General features: G+C 74.2%; 14 protein-coding genes and 2 pseudogenes. 6 read left to right on the forward strand and 10 right to left on the reverse strand.

Annotated elements, in window-relative coordinates; translation table 11 throughout:
* The first annotated feature begins 160 nt into the window (after positions 1 to 160).
* The 3 genes and pseudogenes from QUE47_RS16500 to QUE47_RS16505 form a co-directional block, all read left to right on the forward strand.
* A pseudogene (locus QUE47_RS16500) lies at positions 161 to 2,172 on the forward strand (DUF6807 family protein).
* Positions 2,169 to 3,380 (forward strand): Gfo/Idh/MocA family protein, encoded by a 1,212-nt coding sequence (locus tag QUE47_RS03180; protein ID WP_286218528.1) that lies wholly within the window; start codon positions 2,169 to 2,171, stop codon positions 3,378 to 3,380. Before QUE47_RS16500 ends, QUE47_RS03180 begins: the two are co-directional and overlap by 4 nt.
* Positions 3,381 to 3,445: 65 nt before the next feature.
* Positions 3,446 to 4,326, forward strand: a pseudogene (locus tag QUE47_RS16505) (AEC family transporter); the annotation flags it as partial.
* Between the two features lie 16 nt (positions 4,327 to 4,342).
* Here the strand turns inward: QUE47_RS16505 and QUE47_RS03195 are convergent.
* The 5 genes from QUE47_RS03195 to QUE47_RS03215 form a co-directional block, all read right to left on the reverse strand.
* The gene (locus QUE47_RS03195) at positions 4,343 to 5,167 is read right to left on the reverse strand and encodes a class II aldolase/adducin family protein (protein ID WP_286218531.1); all 825 of its coding nucleotides are present in this window, start codon (positions 5,165 to 5,167) and stop codon (positions 4,343 to 4,345) included.
* An 82-nt stretch (positions 5,168 to 5,249) separates the two neighbouring features.
* Complete coding sequence (locus QUE47_RS03200) at positions 5,250 to 6,833, reverse strand: rhamnulokinase (RefSeq protein ID WP_286218532.1); 1,584 nt, start codon at positions 6,831 to 6,833, stop codon at positions 5,250 to 5,252.
* Between the two features lie 22 nt (positions 6,834 to 6,855).
* Positions 6,856 to 8,943 carry a bifunctional aldolase/short-chain dehydrogenase gene (locus QUE47_RS03205; protein WP_286218533.1) on the reverse strand — a complete coding sequence of 696 codons (2,088 nt, stop codon included), beginning with the start codon at positions 8,941 to 8,943 and terminating at the stop codon, positions 6,856 to 6,858.
* Positions 8,944 to 8,945: 2 nt separating this feature from the next.
* Positions 8,946 to 10,127 (reverse strand): L-rhamnose isomerase, encoded by a 1,182-nt coding sequence (rhaI, locus tag QUE47_RS03210; RefSeq protein ID WP_286218534.1) that lies wholly within the window; start codon positions 10,125 to 10,127, stop codon positions 8,946 to 8,948.
* Between the two features lie 168 nt (positions 10,128 to 10,295).
* Positions 10,296 to 10,691 carry an L-rhamnose mutarotase gene (locus QUE47_RS03215; protein WP_286218535.1) on the reverse strand — a complete coding sequence of 132 codons (396 nt, stop codon included), beginning with the start codon at positions 10,689 to 10,691 and terminating at the stop codon, positions 10,296 to 10,298.
* A 156-nt stretch (positions 10,692 to 10,847) separates the two neighbouring features.
* On the opposite strand from QUE47_RS03215, the gene QUE47_RS03220 reads away from it, so the two are divergent.
* Genes QUE47_RS03220 through QUE47_RS03230 form a run of 3 tightly spaced genes read left to right on the forward strand, consistent with a single transcriptional unit; the run spans position 10,848 to position 12,861 of the window.
* Positions 10,848 to 11,867 (forward strand): LacI family DNA-binding transcriptional regulator, encoded by a 1,020-nt coding sequence (locus QUE47_RS03220; protein ID WP_286218536.1) that lies wholly within the window; start codon positions 10,848 to 10,850, stop codon positions 11,865 to 11,867.
* Entirely contained in the window at positions 11,864 to 12,301 is a 438-nt protein-coding gene (locus QUE47_RS03225) for a glycoside hydrolase family protein (RefSeq protein ID WP_286218537.1), read from the forward strand. Before QUE47_RS03220 ends, QUE47_RS03225 begins: the two co-directional genes overlap by 4 nt.
* Positions 12,302 to 12,336: 35 nt before the next feature.
* Positions 12,337 to 12,861: a glycoside hydrolase family protein gene (locus QUE47_RS03230; protein ID WP_286218539.1), complete on the forward strand. Its 525-nt coding sequence runs from the start codon at positions 12,337 to 12,339 to the stop codon at positions 12,859 to 12,861.
* A 76-nt stretch (positions 12,862 to 12,937) separates the two neighbouring features.
* Here the strand turns inward: QUE47_RS03230 and QUE47_RS03235 are convergent, their stop codons facing one another.
* Genes QUE47_RS03235 through QUE47_RS03255 form a run of 5 tightly spaced genes read right to left on the reverse strand, consistent with a single transcriptional unit; the run spans position 12,938 to position 18,259 of the window.
* Entirely contained in the window at positions 12,938 to 13,924 is a 987-nt protein-coding gene (locus QUE47_RS03235; protein ID WP_286218540.1) for an acetylxylan esterase, read from the reverse strand.
* 12 nt (positions 13,925 to 13,936) lie between these two features.
* Entirely contained in the window at positions 13,937 to 14,722 is a 786-nt protein-coding gene (locus QUE47_RS03240; protein ID WP_286218541.1) for a cupin domain-containing protein, read from the reverse strand.
* Positions 14,719 to 15,660 (reverse strand): DUF6807 domain-containing protein, encoded by a 942-nt coding sequence (locus tag QUE47_RS03245; RefSeq protein ID WP_286218542.1) that lies wholly within the window; start codon positions 15,658 to 15,660, stop codon positions 14,719 to 14,721. Before QUE47_RS03245 ends, QUE47_RS03240 begins: the two co-directional genes overlap by 4 nt.
* Positions 15,657 to 16,781 carry a Gfo/Idh/MocA family protein gene (locus QUE47_RS03250; RefSeq protein ID WP_286218543.1) on the reverse strand — a complete coding sequence of 375 codons (1,125 nt, stop codon included), beginning with the start codon at positions 16,779 to 16,781 and terminating at the stop codon, positions 15,657 to 15,659. Before QUE47_RS03250 ends, QUE47_RS03245 begins: the two co-directional genes overlap by 4 nt.
* Positions 16,778 to 18,259 carry a Gfo/Idh/MocA family protein gene (locus tag QUE47_RS03255; RefSeq protein ID WP_286218544.1) on the reverse strand — a complete coding sequence of 494 codons (1,482 nt, stop codon included), beginning with the start codon at positions 18,257 to 18,259 and terminating at the stop codon, positions 16,778 to 16,780. The genes QUE47_RS03250 and QUE47_RS03255 overlap by 4 nt, the downstream gene beginning before the upstream one ends.
* Between the last annotated feature and the right edge of the window lie 46 nt (positions 18,260 to 18,305).

The following is an 18,305-nucleotide window of genomic DNA, read 5'->3' on the forward strand; positions in this document are numbered from 1 at the left end:
GGTTCCCCACCTCGCGCCCCGGGCCTCGACGACGCGGCCCCGCCGGTGGGAACCATGTCAGGGAGGTCTGGTGCCGAAGATGGCGAAGCAGCACACGGCTGCGACGATCTCCGACGTCGCCGAGGCGGCGGGGGTGTCGCGCGCGACGGTCTCGCGCGTGATGAACGGTCGCTCGACGGTCGACGCGCAGATCAGCGAGCGCGTCCGCGAGGCCGCGGTGAAGCTCCAGTACCGCCCCTCGAACGTGGCCAGGAGCCTGTCGCTCGGGCGGACGAACACGGTGGCGCTCGTCGTCCCGGACCTGTCCAACCCGATGTTCCAGCAGATCCTGCGCGGGGTGACCTCGGCCGCCTCGTCGGTCGGCTACCGCGTGCTCGTCGCCGACACGGCCGAGAACCCGCGCGACGAAGCAGCGATCGCCCTCGAGGCACGGCTCCGCTGCGACGCGCTGGTGCTCGCGTCCCCGCGCATGGCCGACGCCGAGCTGGTCGACCTGATCCCGAAGGCCTCCCCCGTCGTCCTGGTCAACCGCACGGCCCCGGGCACCTCGGCGCCGGCGGTCGTGGTCGACTACCGCGCGGGCGCCGCGGCCGTGCTCGAGCACCTCGTCTCGCTCGGCCACCGCCGGGTCGTGTACCTCGCGGGCCCGCCCGCCAGCGCCTCCGACGCCCAGCGCCGCCTCGGCCTCGAGGACGTCGCCGCCCGCCACGCCGTCGAGATCATCGAGATCCCCGGCGGGTCGACCGTCGGCGCCGGGCACGGATCGGTCGAGGACGTCCTCGCGACCCGCGCCACCGCCGTCGTCGCCTTCAACGACGTCGCCGCGTTCGGGCTGCTCGCCGGCCTCAACGAGTCCGGGGTCGCGGTCCCCGGCGACATCTCCGTGACCGGCTTCGACGACATCGAGCTGGCCCGGTACGCCACCCCGTCCCTCACGACCGTCGCGGTGCCCCAGCACGAGCTCGGTCGCCACGCCTGGCAGGAGCTCCGAGCCGTGATCGACCCCGAAGGCCACCCGTCCCCGACGACCCGGTTCGCGCCGCGACTGGAGGTGCGGGCGAGCTCCGGGCCGGTCCCCCGGTCCGTCGCCGAGGGCGGGCTCGCGCCGGTACAGACCGGTGCCTCCGCCGGCGGCTCGGCGACTGCCTCACCGACGACGAACGTCTCAGCGACGGCCACGGCGTCGGCCGGGACCGCGACCGCCACCGGGAGCCGGACCGAGCCCCGAGCCGAGCCCCGGACCGGGACGTCCGCGCGGACCGGCGGGGCGCCGTCCGACACCGCGACCACGACCAGCTCGAACGGCAGCACCGGGACCTTCCGCTGGCGCCCGGACGGCGAGGCCGTGCTCCTCGAGCACGACGGCGAGCGCCTCGCCCGCTACGAGAAGGGCGACCGGCTGCCCCCGGTCCACTCCCGCCGCCCGTACCTGCACCCGGTCCACACCCTCGCGGGCGTGCCGCTCACGGACGCGGGTCCCGTCGACCACCGGCACCACTACGGCGCCTCGATCGCCGTCGCGGACGTGAACGGGACCTCGCACTGGGGCGGTCGGACGTTCGTGCAGGACGTCGGGCCGACGCTCCTGCAGAACCACGGTCGCCAGGTGAGCGCCGGGGCGCGCGTCGACGACACCGACCCGCACGTGCTGCACGACACCGTGCGCTGGTACGACGAGACGGGCGTCCCCCAGCTCGACGAGGACCGGCGGCTCTCGGCCCGGCCCGTGGGCGACGACGGGTGGGCCCTCGCGTGGCGTACGGTGCTGCGCGCCGACCACGGCGCCCTCGTCATCGGGTCGCCCTCGACGAACGGGCGACCCGGCGCAGGCTACGGCGGCTGGTTCTGGCGCCTGCCGGTCGCGGGCGACGCGCGGGTGCTCAGCGAGTCGGGCGAGGGCGAGGGGCTCGCGCACGGCGGCAGGTCGCCCTGGGTCGCGTTCGTCCAGCAGCACGGGGGCGGACGACGACGCTCCTCGCCGTCCAGCAGGGTGAGCCCCGCCCGTGGTTCCTGCGCGCCGCCGAGTACCCGGGCGCGGGTCCGTCCCTCGCCTGGGACGAGCCGCTCACGGTCCCCGCGGGCGGCACGTTCGAGCTCGGTGTCACGACCGCGCTGTTGGACCGGGCGCTCGACGTCGACGAGGCCGCCGCGATCGCGCGGGCCCTGCGATGAGCGGGTCGGGCGCTCGCCCGCCGCTCCCGCCGGCGGTCGCGATCGTCGGCATCCACGGCCACGGCGCGTCCCACGTGCGTCGCGCCCGTGCGCTCGAGGAGCGCGGCGTGCTGCGGCTGTGCGCCCTGGTCGACCCTCGCCCCGACGAGAGCTCCGCCGTCCCGGCGACGGGCGGGGTCGGCGCGCTGCGCCACGGGGAGCACGCCACCGGCGACGCGATCCCGTGGTTCCCGACCCTCGGCGATCTGCTGTCGGCTCCCGAGCCCGAGGTGCGGCCCGACGTCGTCGTCCTCTCGACCCCGATCCCGACGCACCTCGCGCTGGCCTCGGCGGCGATGCGCGCGGGCGTCGACGTCCTGCTCGAGAAGCCGACGACGGCGTCGCTCGCGGAGCACGCCGAGCTCGTCGCGGTGGCGCAGGAGACCGGGCGGCTCTGCCAGGTCGGGTTCCAGACGTTCGCGTCCCACGCGGTCGCGGCCGTCGAGCAGGCGGTCCGCGAGGGCCAGATCGGCGAGGTGACCGGCGTCGGCGCGGTGGGGACGTGGGTGCGGACCACGGGCTACTGGCAGCGCGCGCCCTGGGCCGGCAAGCGGCGCACCGGCGGGCGCGACGTCGTCGACGGGGTCGTCACGAACCCGCTGGCGCACGCCGTCGCGACGGCTCTGCGCATCGCGGGGGCGACGACCACGGCCGACGTCTCGGACGTCGACGTCGACCTCTTCCACGCCAACCCCATCGAGGCCGACGACACGTCGTCGGTCCGCGTGACGACCCGCAGCGGGCTCCGGTGCGGCTTCGGCCTCACGCTGTGCGCCCCGGAGCGCACGCCGGCGACGATCGTCGTGCACGGCACCGAGGGCCGCATCGAGCTCGCCTACGAGACCGACCGCGTGCGGGTCGTGACGGGCTCCGTCGACCTCGACAAGCAGTACGGGCGCGACGAGCTCCTCGAGGACCTCCTCGCCGCGCGGCGCGAGCCGGGCCGGCGGCTGGCGTGCGACGTCCGGGACACGGGCGCGTTCATGCGGGTCATGGAGGCCGTCCGCACCGCGCCCGAGCCGCGCCAGATCGCCGCCGAGCACATCACCTGGCACGGCGAGGGGGCGGACCGCCACCCCGTGGTCACCGACGTCGCGCGGTGGTGCGAGCGGGTCGCCGTGCAGCACCGCACGTTCACCGAGCTCGGAGCCCCCTGGGCCCACGCTTGACCGACGTCCTGGCGGCGCTGGCCACCATGGCGGTGGTGATCGCGGCCGGCTGGGTGCTGCGGGTGCGCGGCGTGCTGGGCGACGACTCGGCCCGGGTCCTCGCGACGGTCTGCTTCTCCGTGGCGGGCCCGTGCCTGCTGTTCTCGACGGTCGCCCGCGCCGACCTGGGCCGTCTCGCCTCCGGCGGGGCGGTCGTCACGTGGGCGACGACCCTCGCGCTGGCCGCGGTCCTCGCAGCGATCTGCCGCTGGGGGCTGCGGCTGCCGCCGGGGCGCGCGGCGATCACGACGCTCGCCGGCAGCTACGTCAACGCTGGGAACCTCGGCATCCCGCTGGCCGTGTACCTGTTCGGGGACGCGCTCGTCGTCGTCCCGACCATGCTCGTCCAGCTGCTGCTGCTGGCTCCGCTGGCGTTCGTCGCGCTCGACCGGGCGGGCGGGCCCCAGGGGCCGTCCGGCCCGGGCGTCGGACGACGTCGCTCGCCCCTGCGCACGGCCGTCACCAACCCGATCACGGTCGGGACGCTGCTCGGGCTCGCCGTGGCGGCCGTCCCGTGGACGCCGCCGGACGTCCTGCTCGCCCCGGTCGAGCTGCTGGGCTCTGCCGCTCCCCGCTCGCGCTCCTGACGTTCGGCATGGCGCTCGCCCCGGTCAGGGTCCCCGGAGCGCCGGTGGACCCGCCAGCCCGCGGCCCGTTCGTCCTGGCCACCGTCTCGAAGTCGGTGGTCCACCCGGCCCTCGTGTGGGCCGTCGGGACGGCCGCCGGCCTCGAGGGCACCGCGCTGACCGCCGTCGTCGCGACGGCGGCCCTCCCGACGGCGCAGAACGTCGTCGTCTACGCGACGAGGTACCGCTGCGCCGTCGGGCTCGCGAGCCGCGTGTGCCTGGTCACCACGATCCTGGCCGCACCCGTGCTGGTGCTGGTGGCCGGGGTCCTGGGGTCCTGAACCGCTGTCGCGGGGCTCAGACCCAGGGCGAGTCGATCCCGAAGGTCCGAGCGGTGTCGCCGATCTCCTGGTCGGTGAGGCGCTCCCCGGCCCCGCCGGCGGCGAGGTTCATGTACTCGTACTTCGCCCCGGTCTCGGCGTACTCGACCCGGTCGATGGCGCGCGTGACGGAGATGTCCGACCTCGACATCGTGCCGTGCTTCGACCACAGGGTGATGTCGGCGTCACGCAGACCCGCGACGTTGGCGGCCATCATCTCGGCCGACCCCGGGACGAAGAACGGCAGCACGCGGATCCCCTGCGAGAGCGCCACGACCGACTCCGGCTCCCAGCGCAGGATCCGGCGGTTCATGTACTCGTCGTCCCGGTACGCCGGGATGTGCGAGAGGTAGGTCAGGTGCGGCGGCTGGGCGTGGACGACGGCCTGGAAGTCGATCCCGCGTCGCGCGACCTGGTCCTGGTGGACGCCCAGGTGCGAGTTGAACTCGCTCGTCAGCTTCTCGAAGAGGCGCCGCGGTGACGAGTGGAGCGTCGCGGTGAGCCCGCCCTCGTGGATCTTCAGGGCGCCGACGCAGGCCTCGGGGTCGGACTCGATCTGGCGGAGCCGCCGTCCGGAGCCCGTGACCAGGACCGTCCCGCCCGCGAGCGCCGGGGCGGCGTCGGGCAGCTCGATCTCCTCCGTGAGCGGGAACCGGCGGCGCACCTCGGTGTCCCACCCGAGGTAGACGGAGATGTTGCCCGCGCCGGCCTCGGCGGCGTCGATCTCGCTGATGCGACGGCCCGCGTCGCCCATCGCGTGCAGGACCTCGCCCAGGCCTGGACGGATCGGTCGCTCGCTCATCGTTCGTCCTCCTCGCTCGACGGGTCCGGGCTCGTGCTCGGGCCCGGGTGCTGCGGTCTGTGGCCTGCCCTTGCGCGGACGCTCACGGTTCGTAGGTCACGAGCGTCGACGAGCGCCGGACGACGCCCCGCAGGTCGGTGAGCGTGCCGGTGAGCAGGCCCACCCCGCGGGCCGCGACGACGGCGTTGCCGAGGGCCGCGCCCTCGGTCGGGCCCGCGACGACGGGCAGGCCGGTGGCCTCGGCGGTCAGCCGGCAGAGCAGGGCGTTCTGCGACCCGCCACCCACGACGTGGATCGCCGTGACGGCGTCGCTGCCGCGCCCCGACAGCTCGGTGACCTGGTCGACCGCGCGGGCGTAGGCCGCCGCGAGGGAGTCGAGCACACAGCGCACGACCTGACCGACGCCGTCCGGCACCGGTTGGCCCGAGGCCCGCGCGGCCTCGGCGAGCCGCGCGGACATGTCGCCGGGGGCGAGGAACTGCGGTCCGTCGACGTCCACGACCGTGCGGCCGGGCTCGGCGGTCTCCGCCGCGGCGAGCGCCTCGGCGAGGGAGACGTCCCGGCCCGACTCGCGCCAGGTCCGCAGGGTCTCCGAGAGCACCCACAGGCCCATGACGTTCTTGAGGTAGCGCACGGTGCCGTCGACGCCGAGCTCGTTGGTCACGTTCGCCTCGCGCGACGCCTGGGTCAGCACGGGCGCGTCGAGCTCGACGCCGACCAGCGACCAGGTGCCCGAGGAGACGTAGGCGAAGCGGTCGTCGGCCGCCGGGACCCCGACGACCGCGGACGCGGTGTCGTGGGTGCCGACCGCGACCACCGGCACCGCCCCGAGCCCGGTCAGCGACCGCACGCGGCCCGTGAGGTGCCCGACGACGTCCCCCGGCTCGACGAGGTCGGCGAGCCGGCCGCGCAGGTCGCCCAGCGCGGGGTACGCCCGCACGAGGCCGTCGATCACGGTGGGCGACCACTGCCGGGTGGTCGCGTCGACGAGCCCGGTCGTCGACGCGTTGGTGACCTCCGCGACGACGCGGCCCGTCAGCCAGGACGCGAGCAGGTCGGGGATCAGCCGGACGCTCGTGGCGAGGGGCCAGACGGCGTCCTGCGCCCCGGCGACGAGCTGGAACTCGGTGTTGAACGGCTGCGTCTGGAGCCCGTTCACGCGGTAGTGCGCCTCGGCGCCGAGGGTGTCGAGGACCTTCTCGGCGACGCCCTCGAGGCGAGGGTCGCGATAGCAGCGGGGGTTGCCGAGCAGGGCGCCGTCGGCACCCGTCAGCCCGTAGTCCACGGCCCAGGAGTCGATGCCGATCGCGCCGAGATCGAGGCCGCGGGCGGCAGCGGCGACCCCGGCCGCCCGCAGCCCGTCGAGCACGCCGCGCCACAGGTGCAGCAGGTCCCAGTGCAGCGCGGCGCCGTCGCCCTCGGGAACCTCGACCGGGCCGTTCGCGAAGCGCGCGACCTCCTCGAGCTCGACGCGCTCCCGCCCCGGGTCCCCGTGCAGGAGCGCGAGCATGACGCGGCCGCTCGTCGCACCCAGGTCCACCGCTGCGACGGCCGCGACGGGCGCGACGGCCTCATCGGCCGCGACGGTCTCATCGGCTGCTCGGGCCGGACCGCGCGCCCCGGCGGGCAGGTCCTGCCCGCCGGGGACGTCGTCGTGGTCGGTCATCTCGGTCTCGGCTCAGCGCGCGTCAGCGCAGGAACGCCGCGGCGACGCCGGAGTCCACGGGCACGTTGAGCCCCGTGGTCTGCGCGAGATCGGGACCGGTCAGCGCGAACACCGCGGCGGCGACGTGCTCCGGGAGCACCTCGCGCTTGAGCAGCGTGCGCTGCGCGTAGTACGCGCCCAGCTCGTCCTCGGGCACCCCGTAGACCGCGGCACGCTTGGCGCCCCAGCCCCCGGCGAAGATGCCCGAGCCGCGCACGACCCCGTCCGGGTTGATCCCGTTGACGCGGATCTGGTGCCCGCCGAGCTCGGCCGCGAGCAGGCGCACCTGGTGCGCCTGGTCGGCCTTGGTCGCCGAGTAGGCGATGTTGTTCGGCCCGGCGAACAGCGCGTTCTTCGACGCGATGTAGACGATGTCCCCGCCCATGGCCTGGTCGATCATCACGCGCGCCGACTCGCGGGCCACGAGGAACGAGCCCTTGGCCATCACGTCGTGCTGGAGGTCCCAGTCGGCCTCGGTCGTCTCCAGCAGCGGCTTCGAGATCGAGAGGCCGGCGTTGTTGACGACCAGGTCCACGCCACCGAAGGCGAGGGCCGCGGCGTCCACCATCGCGGCGACGTCCGACGAGGACGTGACGTCCCCACCGACCGCGACGGCGACGTCGGGCCCGCCGAGCTCGGCGGCGACCTCCTGCGCACCCTCGAGGTTGCGGTCGGCGACGACGACGCACGCGCCCTCGGCCGCGAGCCGCTCGGCGATGGCCCTGCCGATGCCCGAGCCCGCGCCGGTGACGAGGGCGACGCGCGTCGCGAGCGCCTTCGGCTTCGGCATCCGCTGGAGCTTGGCCTCCTCGAGCGCCCAGTACTCGATGCGGAACTTCTCGGCCTCGTCGATCGGGGCGTACGTGCTGATCGCCTCGGCGCCGCGCATCACGTTGATCGCGTTGACGTAGAACTCGCCGGCCACGCGCGCCGTCTGCTTGTTCTTGCCGAAGCTGAACATGCCGACGCCCGGCACGAGGACGATCGCCGGGTCCGCGCCGCGGATCGCGGGGCTGTCGGTGTCCGCGTTGCGGTCGTAGTAGCCCTGGTAGTCCTCGCGGTACTCGGCGTGCAGCTCGCGCAGGCGGGCGACCGTGTCCTCGACGGACGCGTCGGCCGGCAGGTCCACGACGAGCGGCTTGACCTTGGTCCGCAGGAAGTGGTCGGGGCAGCTCGTGCCCAGGGCAGCGAGCTCGGCGAGGCGCTCGCGCGCCAGGAAGTCGAGGACGACGTCGCTGTCCGTGAAGTGTCCGAGCTGCGGTGCGTCGGTGGACGCCAGTCCACGGATCGTCGGGGCGAGCGCCGCCGCCTTGGCGCGGCGCTCCGCGGCAACGAGGGCACCGAACCCGGGACGCTGCGCGCCGAACGGGTGCTCGCCCTGCTCGGCGAGGGACGCCGTCCGACCCTCGATGAACTGCTCGGCGCGACGGATGATGTCGAGCGAACGGGCCTCCGCCTCGGCGCTCGTGGCGCCCCACGCCGTGATGCCGTGGCCGCCGAGGATGCACCCGACCGCCTGCGGGTTGGCCTCCTTGATCGCCGCGATGTCGAGGCCGAGCTGGAACCCGGGACGACGCCACGGCACCCAGACGACGTCGTCGCCGAAGATCTCGGCGGTCAGCGCCTCGCCGTCGGCGGCGGTCGCCACGGCGATGCCCGAGTCCGGGTGCAGGTGGTCGACGTGCGCGGCGTCGACGAGGCCGTGCATGGCCGTGTCGATGCTCGGTGCCGCGCCACCCTTGCCGTGCAGGCAGAAGTCGAACGCCGCGACCATCTCGTCCTCGCGGTCCACGCCCGGGTAGACCCCGACCATCGCCCGGAGCCGGTCGAGGCGCAGCACCGCGAGGTTCTTCTCGGTCAGCGTGCCGAGATCCCCGCCGGAGCCCTTGACCCACATCAGCTCGACCGGGTCACCCGTGACCGGATCCGTCTCGGTGCCCTTCGCGGACGTGTTGCCGCCCGCGTAGTTCGTGACGCGCGGGTCGGAGCCCAGGCGGTTGGAACGGGCGACCAGGTCGGCCACCGCGGCGGTCCCGGTCGTGCTCACGGTCGTGCTCGTCGTTGCAGTCATGCTCATGCTCCCCATCCGGCCTGCGCGCCACCGACGCGCTCGGCTGCGATCGTGTCCAGGTATCCCGAGGCGGCGATGGCGGCCATCGGGTTCGGGTCGAGCCCCTTCTCGGCGCGCAGGTCGGCGAGCAGCCCGCGCACGTCGGTGTTGTACGCGTCCATGAGGACGCCGTTCGCGCCGAGGACGTCGCCGGCGGTCTGCGCCGCGAGGAGGGCGTCGGCGTCGACGAGCAGCGCCTTGGCCGTGGCCTCCTGGACGTTCATCACCGAGCGGATCTGCCCCGGGATCTTGTCCTCGATGTTGTGGCACTGGTCGAGCATGAAGTTCACGCCCGAGTCGGGGCGCAGCGCGTCGGCCTCGACGATCTCGCGCATGATCCGGAACAGCTGGAACGGGTCGGCGGCGCCGGCCATCAGGTCGTCGTCCGCGTAGAAGCGCGAGTTGAAGTCGAACGCGCCGAGGCGACCCTGGCGCAGCAGCTGCGCGACGATGAACTCGATGTTGGTGCCCGGCGCGTGGTGGCCGGTGTCGAGGACGACCTTCGCCTTCTCACCGAGGGCCAGGCAGTGCAGCAGCGACGTGCCCCAGTCCGGGACGTCCATCGTGTAGAACGCGGGCTCGAAGAACTTGTACTCGAGCACCATCCGGTGGTCGTCGTCGAGGGCCGCGTAGATCTCCGCGAGCGAGTCCGCGAGACGGTCCTGGCGGGCACGGATCGAGTCCTGGCCCGGGTAGTTCGTGCCGTCGGGCAGCCAGACCTTGAGCTCCTTGGAGCCGGTGGCCCGCATGACGTCGACGCACTGCACGTGGTGGGCCACGGCCTTGGCCCGGACGCGGGCGTCAGGGTGGGTGAGCGACCCGAGCTTGTAGTCGTCGTCCTGGAAGAGGTTCGAGTTGATCATGCCGATCGTGACGCCGAGCTCCTGCGCGTGGCGCGAGAGCTCCGTGTAGTCGTCGACCAGGTCCCACGGGATGTGCAGCGACACGCGGGGCGCCGCGCCCGTGTAGCGGTTCACCTGGGCGGCGTCCGCGAGCTTCTCGAACGGGTCGCGCGGGGTGCCGGGGGTGCCGAACACCTTGAAGCGGGTGCCGCTGTTGCCGAACGCCCACGAGGGCAGCTCGATGGTCTGGTTGCCGAGCGCCTCACGGAGCCGCCCGTCCAGGGTGGGTGTGGTCACCGTCATGGTTCCTCCTCGCCCGCGCATCGGTGCGGGGCTCCGGGGCCGGGTCGGCCCGCCGTGTGTTGAATCGATTCATAACTTACGTGCAACTCAGATCCGCGTCAACCGGCCCCCTCGCCGCGACCGACCCGACGCCCCGCGCGCCGTGGCGGCGCCGGCCGTGCGATCACGCTAGAGATCCTGCGGATCCCGCGGTCCGCCCGACGGCTCGGCCCCCGCGGGGTCCCCTCCCCGAGCGGCGGCGAGCTGGGCCTCGAGGTGGAACACCTCGTCGAGCACCACGAAGCCCTCGTCCGGCCGCCCCGGTGACGGCTCGAAGAACTCCCCCATCTCGGCCTGCCACCGGTCGTTGACCTCGCGCGCCGCCATGTCCTGCTGCGCGCGCTCGAAGTCGTCGGTCTGCAGGATGCCCACCAGCAACCCGTCGTCGGCGAGGAACAGCCGGTAGTCGCGCCACCCGGTGTCGGCCAGCGCCGCCAGCATCTCGGGCCACACAGCGGCGTGGACCGCCCGGTACTCGTCGATCCGGTCCGCGCGGACGCGGGACACGAAGCACACCTGGGTCATCGTCGACCTCTTTCGTGAATCGGTTCAGATAGGATGCCGAACCTAGCACCACCGCGGAGATCGGTAGGGTCGCACCAGGGTGCGCCCCGACATCCGTCGGAGGTCGGCGTAGCAGACGGGCACGCGACGAGGCCGCCCGCAGGACGAGGGGATCACATGAGCACACCGGTCCAGCGACGCCGGGCGTCGATCAGCGACGTCGCGAAGCTGGCGGAGGTCTCGGTCGGCACCGTCTCCAACGTGCTCAACCGGCCGGACCGCGTCTCCCCGCACACCAGGGACCGCGTGCTCGGCGCGATCGACGAGCTCGCGTTCATCCCCAACGGGTCGGCCCGCCAGCTGCGGGCCGGCACCATCACCACCGCCGGCGCGATCGTCCTCGACATCGCCAACCCCTTCTTCACCGACGTCGCGCGCGGCATCGAGGACCGGCTCGACCAGGACAGCTACACGGTCATGCTCGCGAGCTCCGACGAGGACCCCGCTCGGGAGGCGCGCTACCTCCGGCTCTTCGAGGAGCACGGCGTCCAGGGCGTGATGGTCGTCCCCGCCACCCGGGACATCGACCACCTGCTCGCGCTCCCCGGTCGCGGCATCGGCGTGGTGCTCCTCGACCGCACCTCGCCGGTCCCCGAGCTCTCGTCCGTCGCGGTCGACGACGTCGCCGGTGGCCGGCTCGCCGCCCAGCACCTGTTGGACCAGGGCCACGTCCGCATCGCGTTCCTCAACGGCCCGCACGACATCCGTCAGGCCGCCGACCGCCACGAGGGCGTCGTGAGCGCGATCGTCGCCGCCGGCCTCGACCCCGACGAGGCCCTGCTCGAGATCACGCTGCCCGCCCTCAACGCCGACGGGGGCGAGCGCGGCATCCTCCAGGTGCTGGGCGCCCGGGACCGCCCCACCGCCACCTTCTGCGTGAACGACCTGACGGCGCTCGGCGCGATGCGGGGGCTGCGGCGCGAGCAGGTCCCCGTCCCGACGGAGATGGCCGTCGTGGGGTACGACGACGTGACGTTCGCCGCCGAGCTCGCCACCCCGTTGACCTCCGTCCGGCAGCCGACGCACCGGCTCGGGTACCGCGCGGCCGACATCCTCCTCGCCGGGGGCGACACCGCGACCAACGTGGTCTTCCAGCCTGAGCTCGTCGTCCGCGCGTCGAGCACGTCGCGCGCGTGAGCAGCACCTGTGCGCCCGCGCCGCTGTTCCGCGACCCCGTGCAGGACGGCGCGACCGACCCCGTGCTCGTCCGCCACCTCGAGCGCGGCGAGTGGTGGTTGCTCTACACCCAGCGACGCGCCCAGGCCCCGGGCCCGGGGGTCGCGTGGGTGCACGGGAGCGACGTCGGCGTGGCCGTCTCCACCGACCGGGGCCTGAGCTGGACGTACCGGGGCGCGCTGGGCGCGGCCGCGGGCCTGCCCGGCGACCCGACGGCTCCGTGGCGCCGGGACACCTACTGGGCGCCCGAGGTGGTGCACGCCGCCGGCGAGTACCACCTGTTCCTCACCGTGATCGCGGGTGTCCCGGACGCGTGGGCGGGCCACGACCGCCGCATCGTGCACCTGACGAGCCCCGACCTGGAGCGCTGGACCGACCACGGGCCGCTCCCCTGAGCTCCGACCGCGTCATCGACGCGTGCGTCCACCCCGTGCCCGGCGGGTGGCGGCTCTGGTACAAGGACGAGGCGGACGGCTCGACCACCTGGGCGGCCGACAGCCCCGACCTGTACCGCTGGGACGTCGTCGGGCGGGTGATCGGCGGGCGGCCCCACGAGGGTCCGAACGTCTTCCGGCTCGGCGGGCACGGCTGGATGATCGTCGACGAGTGGCGCGGACAGATGGTCTACCGCTCGGACGACCTCTCGACGTGGGAGCAGCAGGGGCTGCTGCTCGACGGCTCCGGGTCCAGGCCCGACGACACCGGCCCCGGCCTGCACGCCGACGTCGTGCCGGTCTCGGACGACGAGGCGTGGATCGTGTACTTCACGCACCCCGGCCCGGAGTCGGGCGCCCCCGGCGCACCGGTCGTCGACGAGGGACGAGGGCTCGACGACGGTCCCGGGGGCGTCGCGGCCGACCGGCGGTCGTCGGTCCAGGCCGCCGTGCTCCGGGTCGTCGACGGCGTGCTCGTGTGCGACCGGGACGCACCGGTCGAGACCTTGCTGCCCGGCTGAGCCGCGCCGTCCGCCACCCGGGATCTCAGCCCGCCGTCGCCAAGGCCACGGCCGCGGCGACGGCCACGGGCCCGGCTCAGCGCGCGAGCACCCGATGCGCGAACCGCACGTGCTCCGCGTCCTGGAACGGCCCGCCGTTCTCGTGGCCGTTGTACGAGTAGACCTTCATCTCCTTCTCGACCGACGCCAGGTGGTTGTAGACCGCGTACACGGCCGACGGCGGGCACACCACGTCCCGCAGCCCCACGGAGCTCAGCACCGGCGCGGAGATCCGAGGCGCGAAGTTCACCCCGTCGAAGTACGACACCGTCCGGAAGGTCTGCTCGACGAGGTCCCGGTGCGCGAAGAGGTACTGGACGATCTCGGCGTACGGGAGCGCGTCCGTGATCTCCGTGCACCGTCGCACGTGGGAGAGGAACGGGACGTCGACGATCACGCCGCGCAGCGGGACGCCGCGCGCGGTGCACAGAGCGGCGGACGCGAGCGCCATCGCTCCACCCTGGCTCCCACCCGAGAGGAGCACCCGCTCGGGGTCGACACCGGGCATCGAGCGCGCGACGTCGACGGCGCGCACCGTGTCGACGAAGAGCCGGCGGTAGTAGTACGTCTCCGGGTCGTCGATGCCCTGGGTGAGGAACCCCGCGGCGTGCGGCCCCGAGGCTGCCACGTCGCCCGTGTGCCCCAGCTGGTGCGCGCTGCCCTGGCCCCGGTTGTCCATGACGAGGACGGCGTAGCCCGCCTGGGCGAGCAGCGTGTGCTCGTGGGACAGGCCGCGCCCGCCGCCGTACCCGATGTAGGTGACGACGATCCCCAGGTCCTCCGTCGCACCTGCGGGCCGGTGGAACCACGCCTTGATCGGCTGCCCGCCGTAGCCCGTGAAGGTCACGTCGTCGGTGTCGATCGCGACCAGACCGGTCTCGACGCGCTCGGCGACGTACGTGAGCGGGTGCGCGGCCTCCTGCTCCGCGAGGGTGCGCTCCCAGAAGTCGTCGAAGTCGGCGGGCTCGTCGCGCTCGGGGCGGTAGTCGACGAGAGCGTCGAGCGGGAGGTCGAACTGGGGCACGGGGGCTCCTCGTCAGCGGTGGTCGTGGGGACGGGTCGAGTCTCGGCCGAGGCCGTCAGTCGCTGCCGCCCGTAGGGACGTCGAACCGGCGCAGCATGCCGCACATGCCGAGGCGACGGCCCGGCAGGGCGTCCCGCTCGGCGACCGAGCCGGCCGCCAGGTGTGCGGTCGCGACGCCCCCACCGGCCGCGATCGCCGCCAGGGCGGCCGCGCTCCGCTCCCCGCCTCGACGCCGGCGGGGCTCCGGGCCCAGCTCGCCGTCTGCGGTGCGACCAGGCGCGCCGCGGCCTCGTGCAGAGGGCCGAGGGCACCAGGCCCGTCGTCCTCCACCGAGCTGAGCAGCGCTCGGTAGCCCTCGAGAGCGAGGTCGCGGCGCCGCCGGGCAGCCCGCTCGCGGACGTCGTCCGGCACGCTCCCCGGTGCGGGGAGCGTCACCGCCGCCCGGTACGCCTCGGGGTCCGCGAGGACGTCCGGCGGGAAGGTCAGGACGGCGTCCCCCGCCTCCGGGAGCCCGGAGTCCGACATGAGGACGACGATCTCCAGCCCACCCCGGTTCAGGAGCCGGTGGACCACCCCGGCCGTGAACCAGACCACGCGGCCCGGGACGAGGTCCCGCTCGGCGAAGCCCTCGGCCGAGAGCGTCTGCACCGCGCCCTCGCCGGCGACGACGACGTAGGCCTCCGAGGCGACGGTGTGCAGGTGCGGGCTGCCGCTGCCACCGGGGGCGTCCGGCGCGGGCCAGTCGTAGACGCTGAGGAGGCTCGCCGACGAGCCACCGGGCAGGAGCGGGTCGCTCATCGCGCCGCTGCTCCCGAGATCCGTTCCACGACCGCGAGCGCCACGGCCGCGAGCTGCTCGGCCCGCTCGGGGTCGGCGGCGCCGTCGGCCACCGCGACCGCGTACCGGAAGGTCCTGGTCGAGCCCGCCGGGAAGTCGACCTCCGTCGAGAAGAACGGGGCCGGGCACAGGCACGCGAAGTTCTCGTTGCGTGCGAACCACTGCGGCACGCCGCCGGGGTTGCCGGGGACGTCCACGATCACGAGGCTCGACGCCGTGGCCGTCCCGTCGTGGACACCTGTGAAGCCCATCCAGGGCAGCCGCTCCCCGCGCAGCTCCTCGCCGCCGGCGACGCCGGGGGCCAGGAGCGTCCCGTCCGTGAACGAGCGCGGGCCGCGCCAGAAGAGGCCGCCGTACCCGGCGTTGTCGCGACCGTTCGTCGTCGGGCTGCCGAACGGGAGGGCGCCGCCCGAGACGTTCGTCAGGTGGGAGGCGAACGAGAGGTACCAGACGCCGTCCGCCACCTCGACGTGGATCTCGCGCTCCTCGCGGACGACGGCGTCGCCGGGCCCCGCGTCGGACGGCGGCGCGCGCCAGACGAGGTCCTCGACGACGGTGGCGGCGTCGCCCTCGACGCGGACGTCGCGGAACCCGTCGTGCTCCATGGACCCGTCGTTGTCGAGCTGGACGTAGCCCTCGTCGCGCACGTACGTCGGGCCGCCCCAGAAGTTGTACGGGCCCACGTTCGGCAGGGACCAGGCGATCCCCTTGTGCCAGACGTGGTCGTGCGGGCGGAACAGCGAGACGAGGTCGCCGCCGAGCGTGCGGACGGGGTGGAAGTACGGCCGGGGGCTCTCGAGCTGGACGTCCGTCGGTCGGTAGACGTAGGAGACCAGCGGCGCGCCGTCGTGGGAGACGACGAGCGTCCCGGTCTCGTCCCGGACGGAGAGGCCGCTCATCGAGCGCGTCCCGTCGGCGCGGGCGCGGGGCCGGGAGGCGGCTCCGACGGAGTCCCGGCCCACGGGGCCCCGGAACCCTCCATCGAGCGGGCGAACGGGTCGTCGGGCCCGATGTTGCCTGCTCGGACGGTCTCGCCGGTGAACGCCGAGCGGTAGATCGCCGCTGCGAGCTCGAGCGTGCGGCGTGCCTCGGCGCCCGAGACGGGTGGCGGCTCCCCGGCGGCGAACGCCGCATACGTCGGCGCGAGCTGACCGAGGTGCCCGCTCTCCGGCGCCGACGCGTCGGGGACCCACAGGTCGGCGGCGTCGTCGTCGCCAGGTGCCGGGGTGAAGGTCCAGTGCGAGTCGTCGTAGCCGTAGAGGTGCTCGAGCTCGACGGTCGCGCGCTCGGTGTCGATGCGCACGACGGAGGTCTCGCGCGGTGAGAGCGTCGAGTTCACGACCGAGGCGACGGCACCGTTGTCGAAGGTCACGAGCGCCATCGAGACGTCCTCGGTCTCGGTGTCCCGGGCCTGGCGCGCCGCGATCGCCCGGACCTCGGACCACGGGCCCAGCAGCGAGAGCAGCAGGTCGAACTGGTGGATCCCGTGACCCATCGTCGTACCGCCGCCCTCGGTCTCCCACCGACCGCGCCACGGCACCTCGTAGTAGGCGGGCGCCCGGAACCAGAGCGTGTCGCACACCGCGACGAGCGGACGGCCCAGCGCGCCCCGGGCGATGAGGTCGCGCAGCCGCACGGCCCCCGCGCCGAAACGGTGCTGGACGATGACGGTCAGCGCGGCGGACGACGCCGCCTCGGCCGCCAGGAGCACGTCCATCTCCGCCAGCGACAGCACGGGCGGCTTCTCGAGCACGACGTGGACACCGGCCGCCAGCGCCGCGACGGCGGCGTCGAGGTGCACGGACGGCGGGGTGCAGACGTGCAGCACGTCGACGTCCCCCGCGGCCAGCGCCGCACCGACGTCGGTCCCCACCGACGTCGCGCCGAAGGCCTCCGCCAGCTTCTTCGCCCGCTCGTGGTCGACGTCGACCACGCCGGTCAGCGTCGCCCCGTCGATCTTCGCGAGGGCATGGGCATGGGCGTGGGCGATGGCGCCCGCCCCGACGATCGTGGCTCTCATGCGGTGATCCTCTCCTTGCTGTCGTCCGTGCCGTGTCCCAGGTCGATGCCGAGGCCGAGATCGGCGATCGCGACCGGCTCCCCCGACGCGAGCGACCGGTTCGCCGCGTACCCGACGGCGGAGGCCCGGATCCCGTCCAGGTACCCGGCGGCGCGGCCGAGCCGGTCGTCGCTCGGCGGTCCCACGAAGACGTCGTCGAGCAGGAAGGCGTCGCCGCCCCCGTGCCCGCCGATCCCCTCCGGGATCACCCGCTCCTGCGCGCGCTCCCAGTGCCGCTGCACCACGAGCCGCTCCCCGAACGGGCGGACGTCGTCCCCCGCCCATGCGGCGGGCGTGGCGCTGGGATCGAGGATCGAGCGGCCCGAGTCGTCGAACTCGACGGACCCGCGCTCGACGACCTCGAGGTCGGCGCGACCCTGCGTGCCGGTGACGGAGACGCGGTAGCCCTCGAACGGGGCGTGGGCCACGAGCGAGTAGGTCATCACCGGACCGCCCTCGTACTCGACCAGGAGGGCAAGCGTGTCCTCGAGCTCGATCCCCGCGTCGAAGACGTCGCGGTCACGCCGGTAGCCGTCCTCCGCCTGGGCCTCGGCGCCGTACATCGCTGCCAGCCGCGGGTCCGACCCGAGATCCATGGCCCACGGGTCGATGCCGCGCTCACGGAGCGCCGACTCCCCCGACGACGCCTCGTAGCCCTGGGCGTGCGCCCCGTCGTCCCCGTAGAAGCGCCGGCCACCGGCAGCCGTCACGCGGGTCGGGACACCGTCGATCCACCAGTTGACGAGGTCGAAGTGGTGGCTGGACTTGTGCACGAGGAGCCCGCCCGACACGTCCTTCTCGCGGTGCCAGCGACGGAAGTAGTCGGCGCCGTGCACCGTGTCGAGCGCCCACTCGAAGTGGACCGCGAGGACCCGGCCGATCTCGCCGGACGCGATGACGTCGCGCAGCGCAGCGTTGCGGGGCGCATAGCGGTAGTTGAAGGTCATCGTCAGGTCGCGGCCCGTCTCCTCGACGGCCTCCGCGATGCGGCGGGCCTCCTCGGGAGTCGTCGCCAACGGCTTCTCGACGACCACGTCGACGCCCGCCCGCAGCGCCGCGCAGACGTGGTCGACGTGCGTCGTGTCGGGGGACGTGACCACGACCCGGTCGACGCGCTGCTCCCGGATCGCGCGCACCAGCTCGTCCGCGCCGTAGCGGGGGCGGGTCGCGCCCTCACCGGCACCGCCAGCACCGCCGGCACCGCCGACGGCGCCCGCGACCTCCGCCTCGTAGAAGGCTGCCCGGACGGTGTTGGGCTCGACCCAGGCGACGATCTCGCCGCGGTCCGCGTGCGCGCCCGTCAGGGCCGACACGTACATGTGGGCACGGTGACCGGTCCCGACGACGGCGTAGCGGGTGCGGGACGCGGTGCCCGAGCCCCCGTCCTCGGCGGCCGCTCCCGGCGCGGTGGCGAGGGTGGACGGTGTCGGCTGCGACATGTTCGGCGATACCTCTTCGGGGTGGTCAGGCGTAGGACGGGTGGTT

The organism is Paraoerskovia sediminicola (assembly GCF_030296575.1).
GTDB lineage: Bacteria > Actinomycetota > Actinomycetes > Actinomycetales > Cellulomonadaceae > Paraoerskovia > Paraoerskovia sediminicola.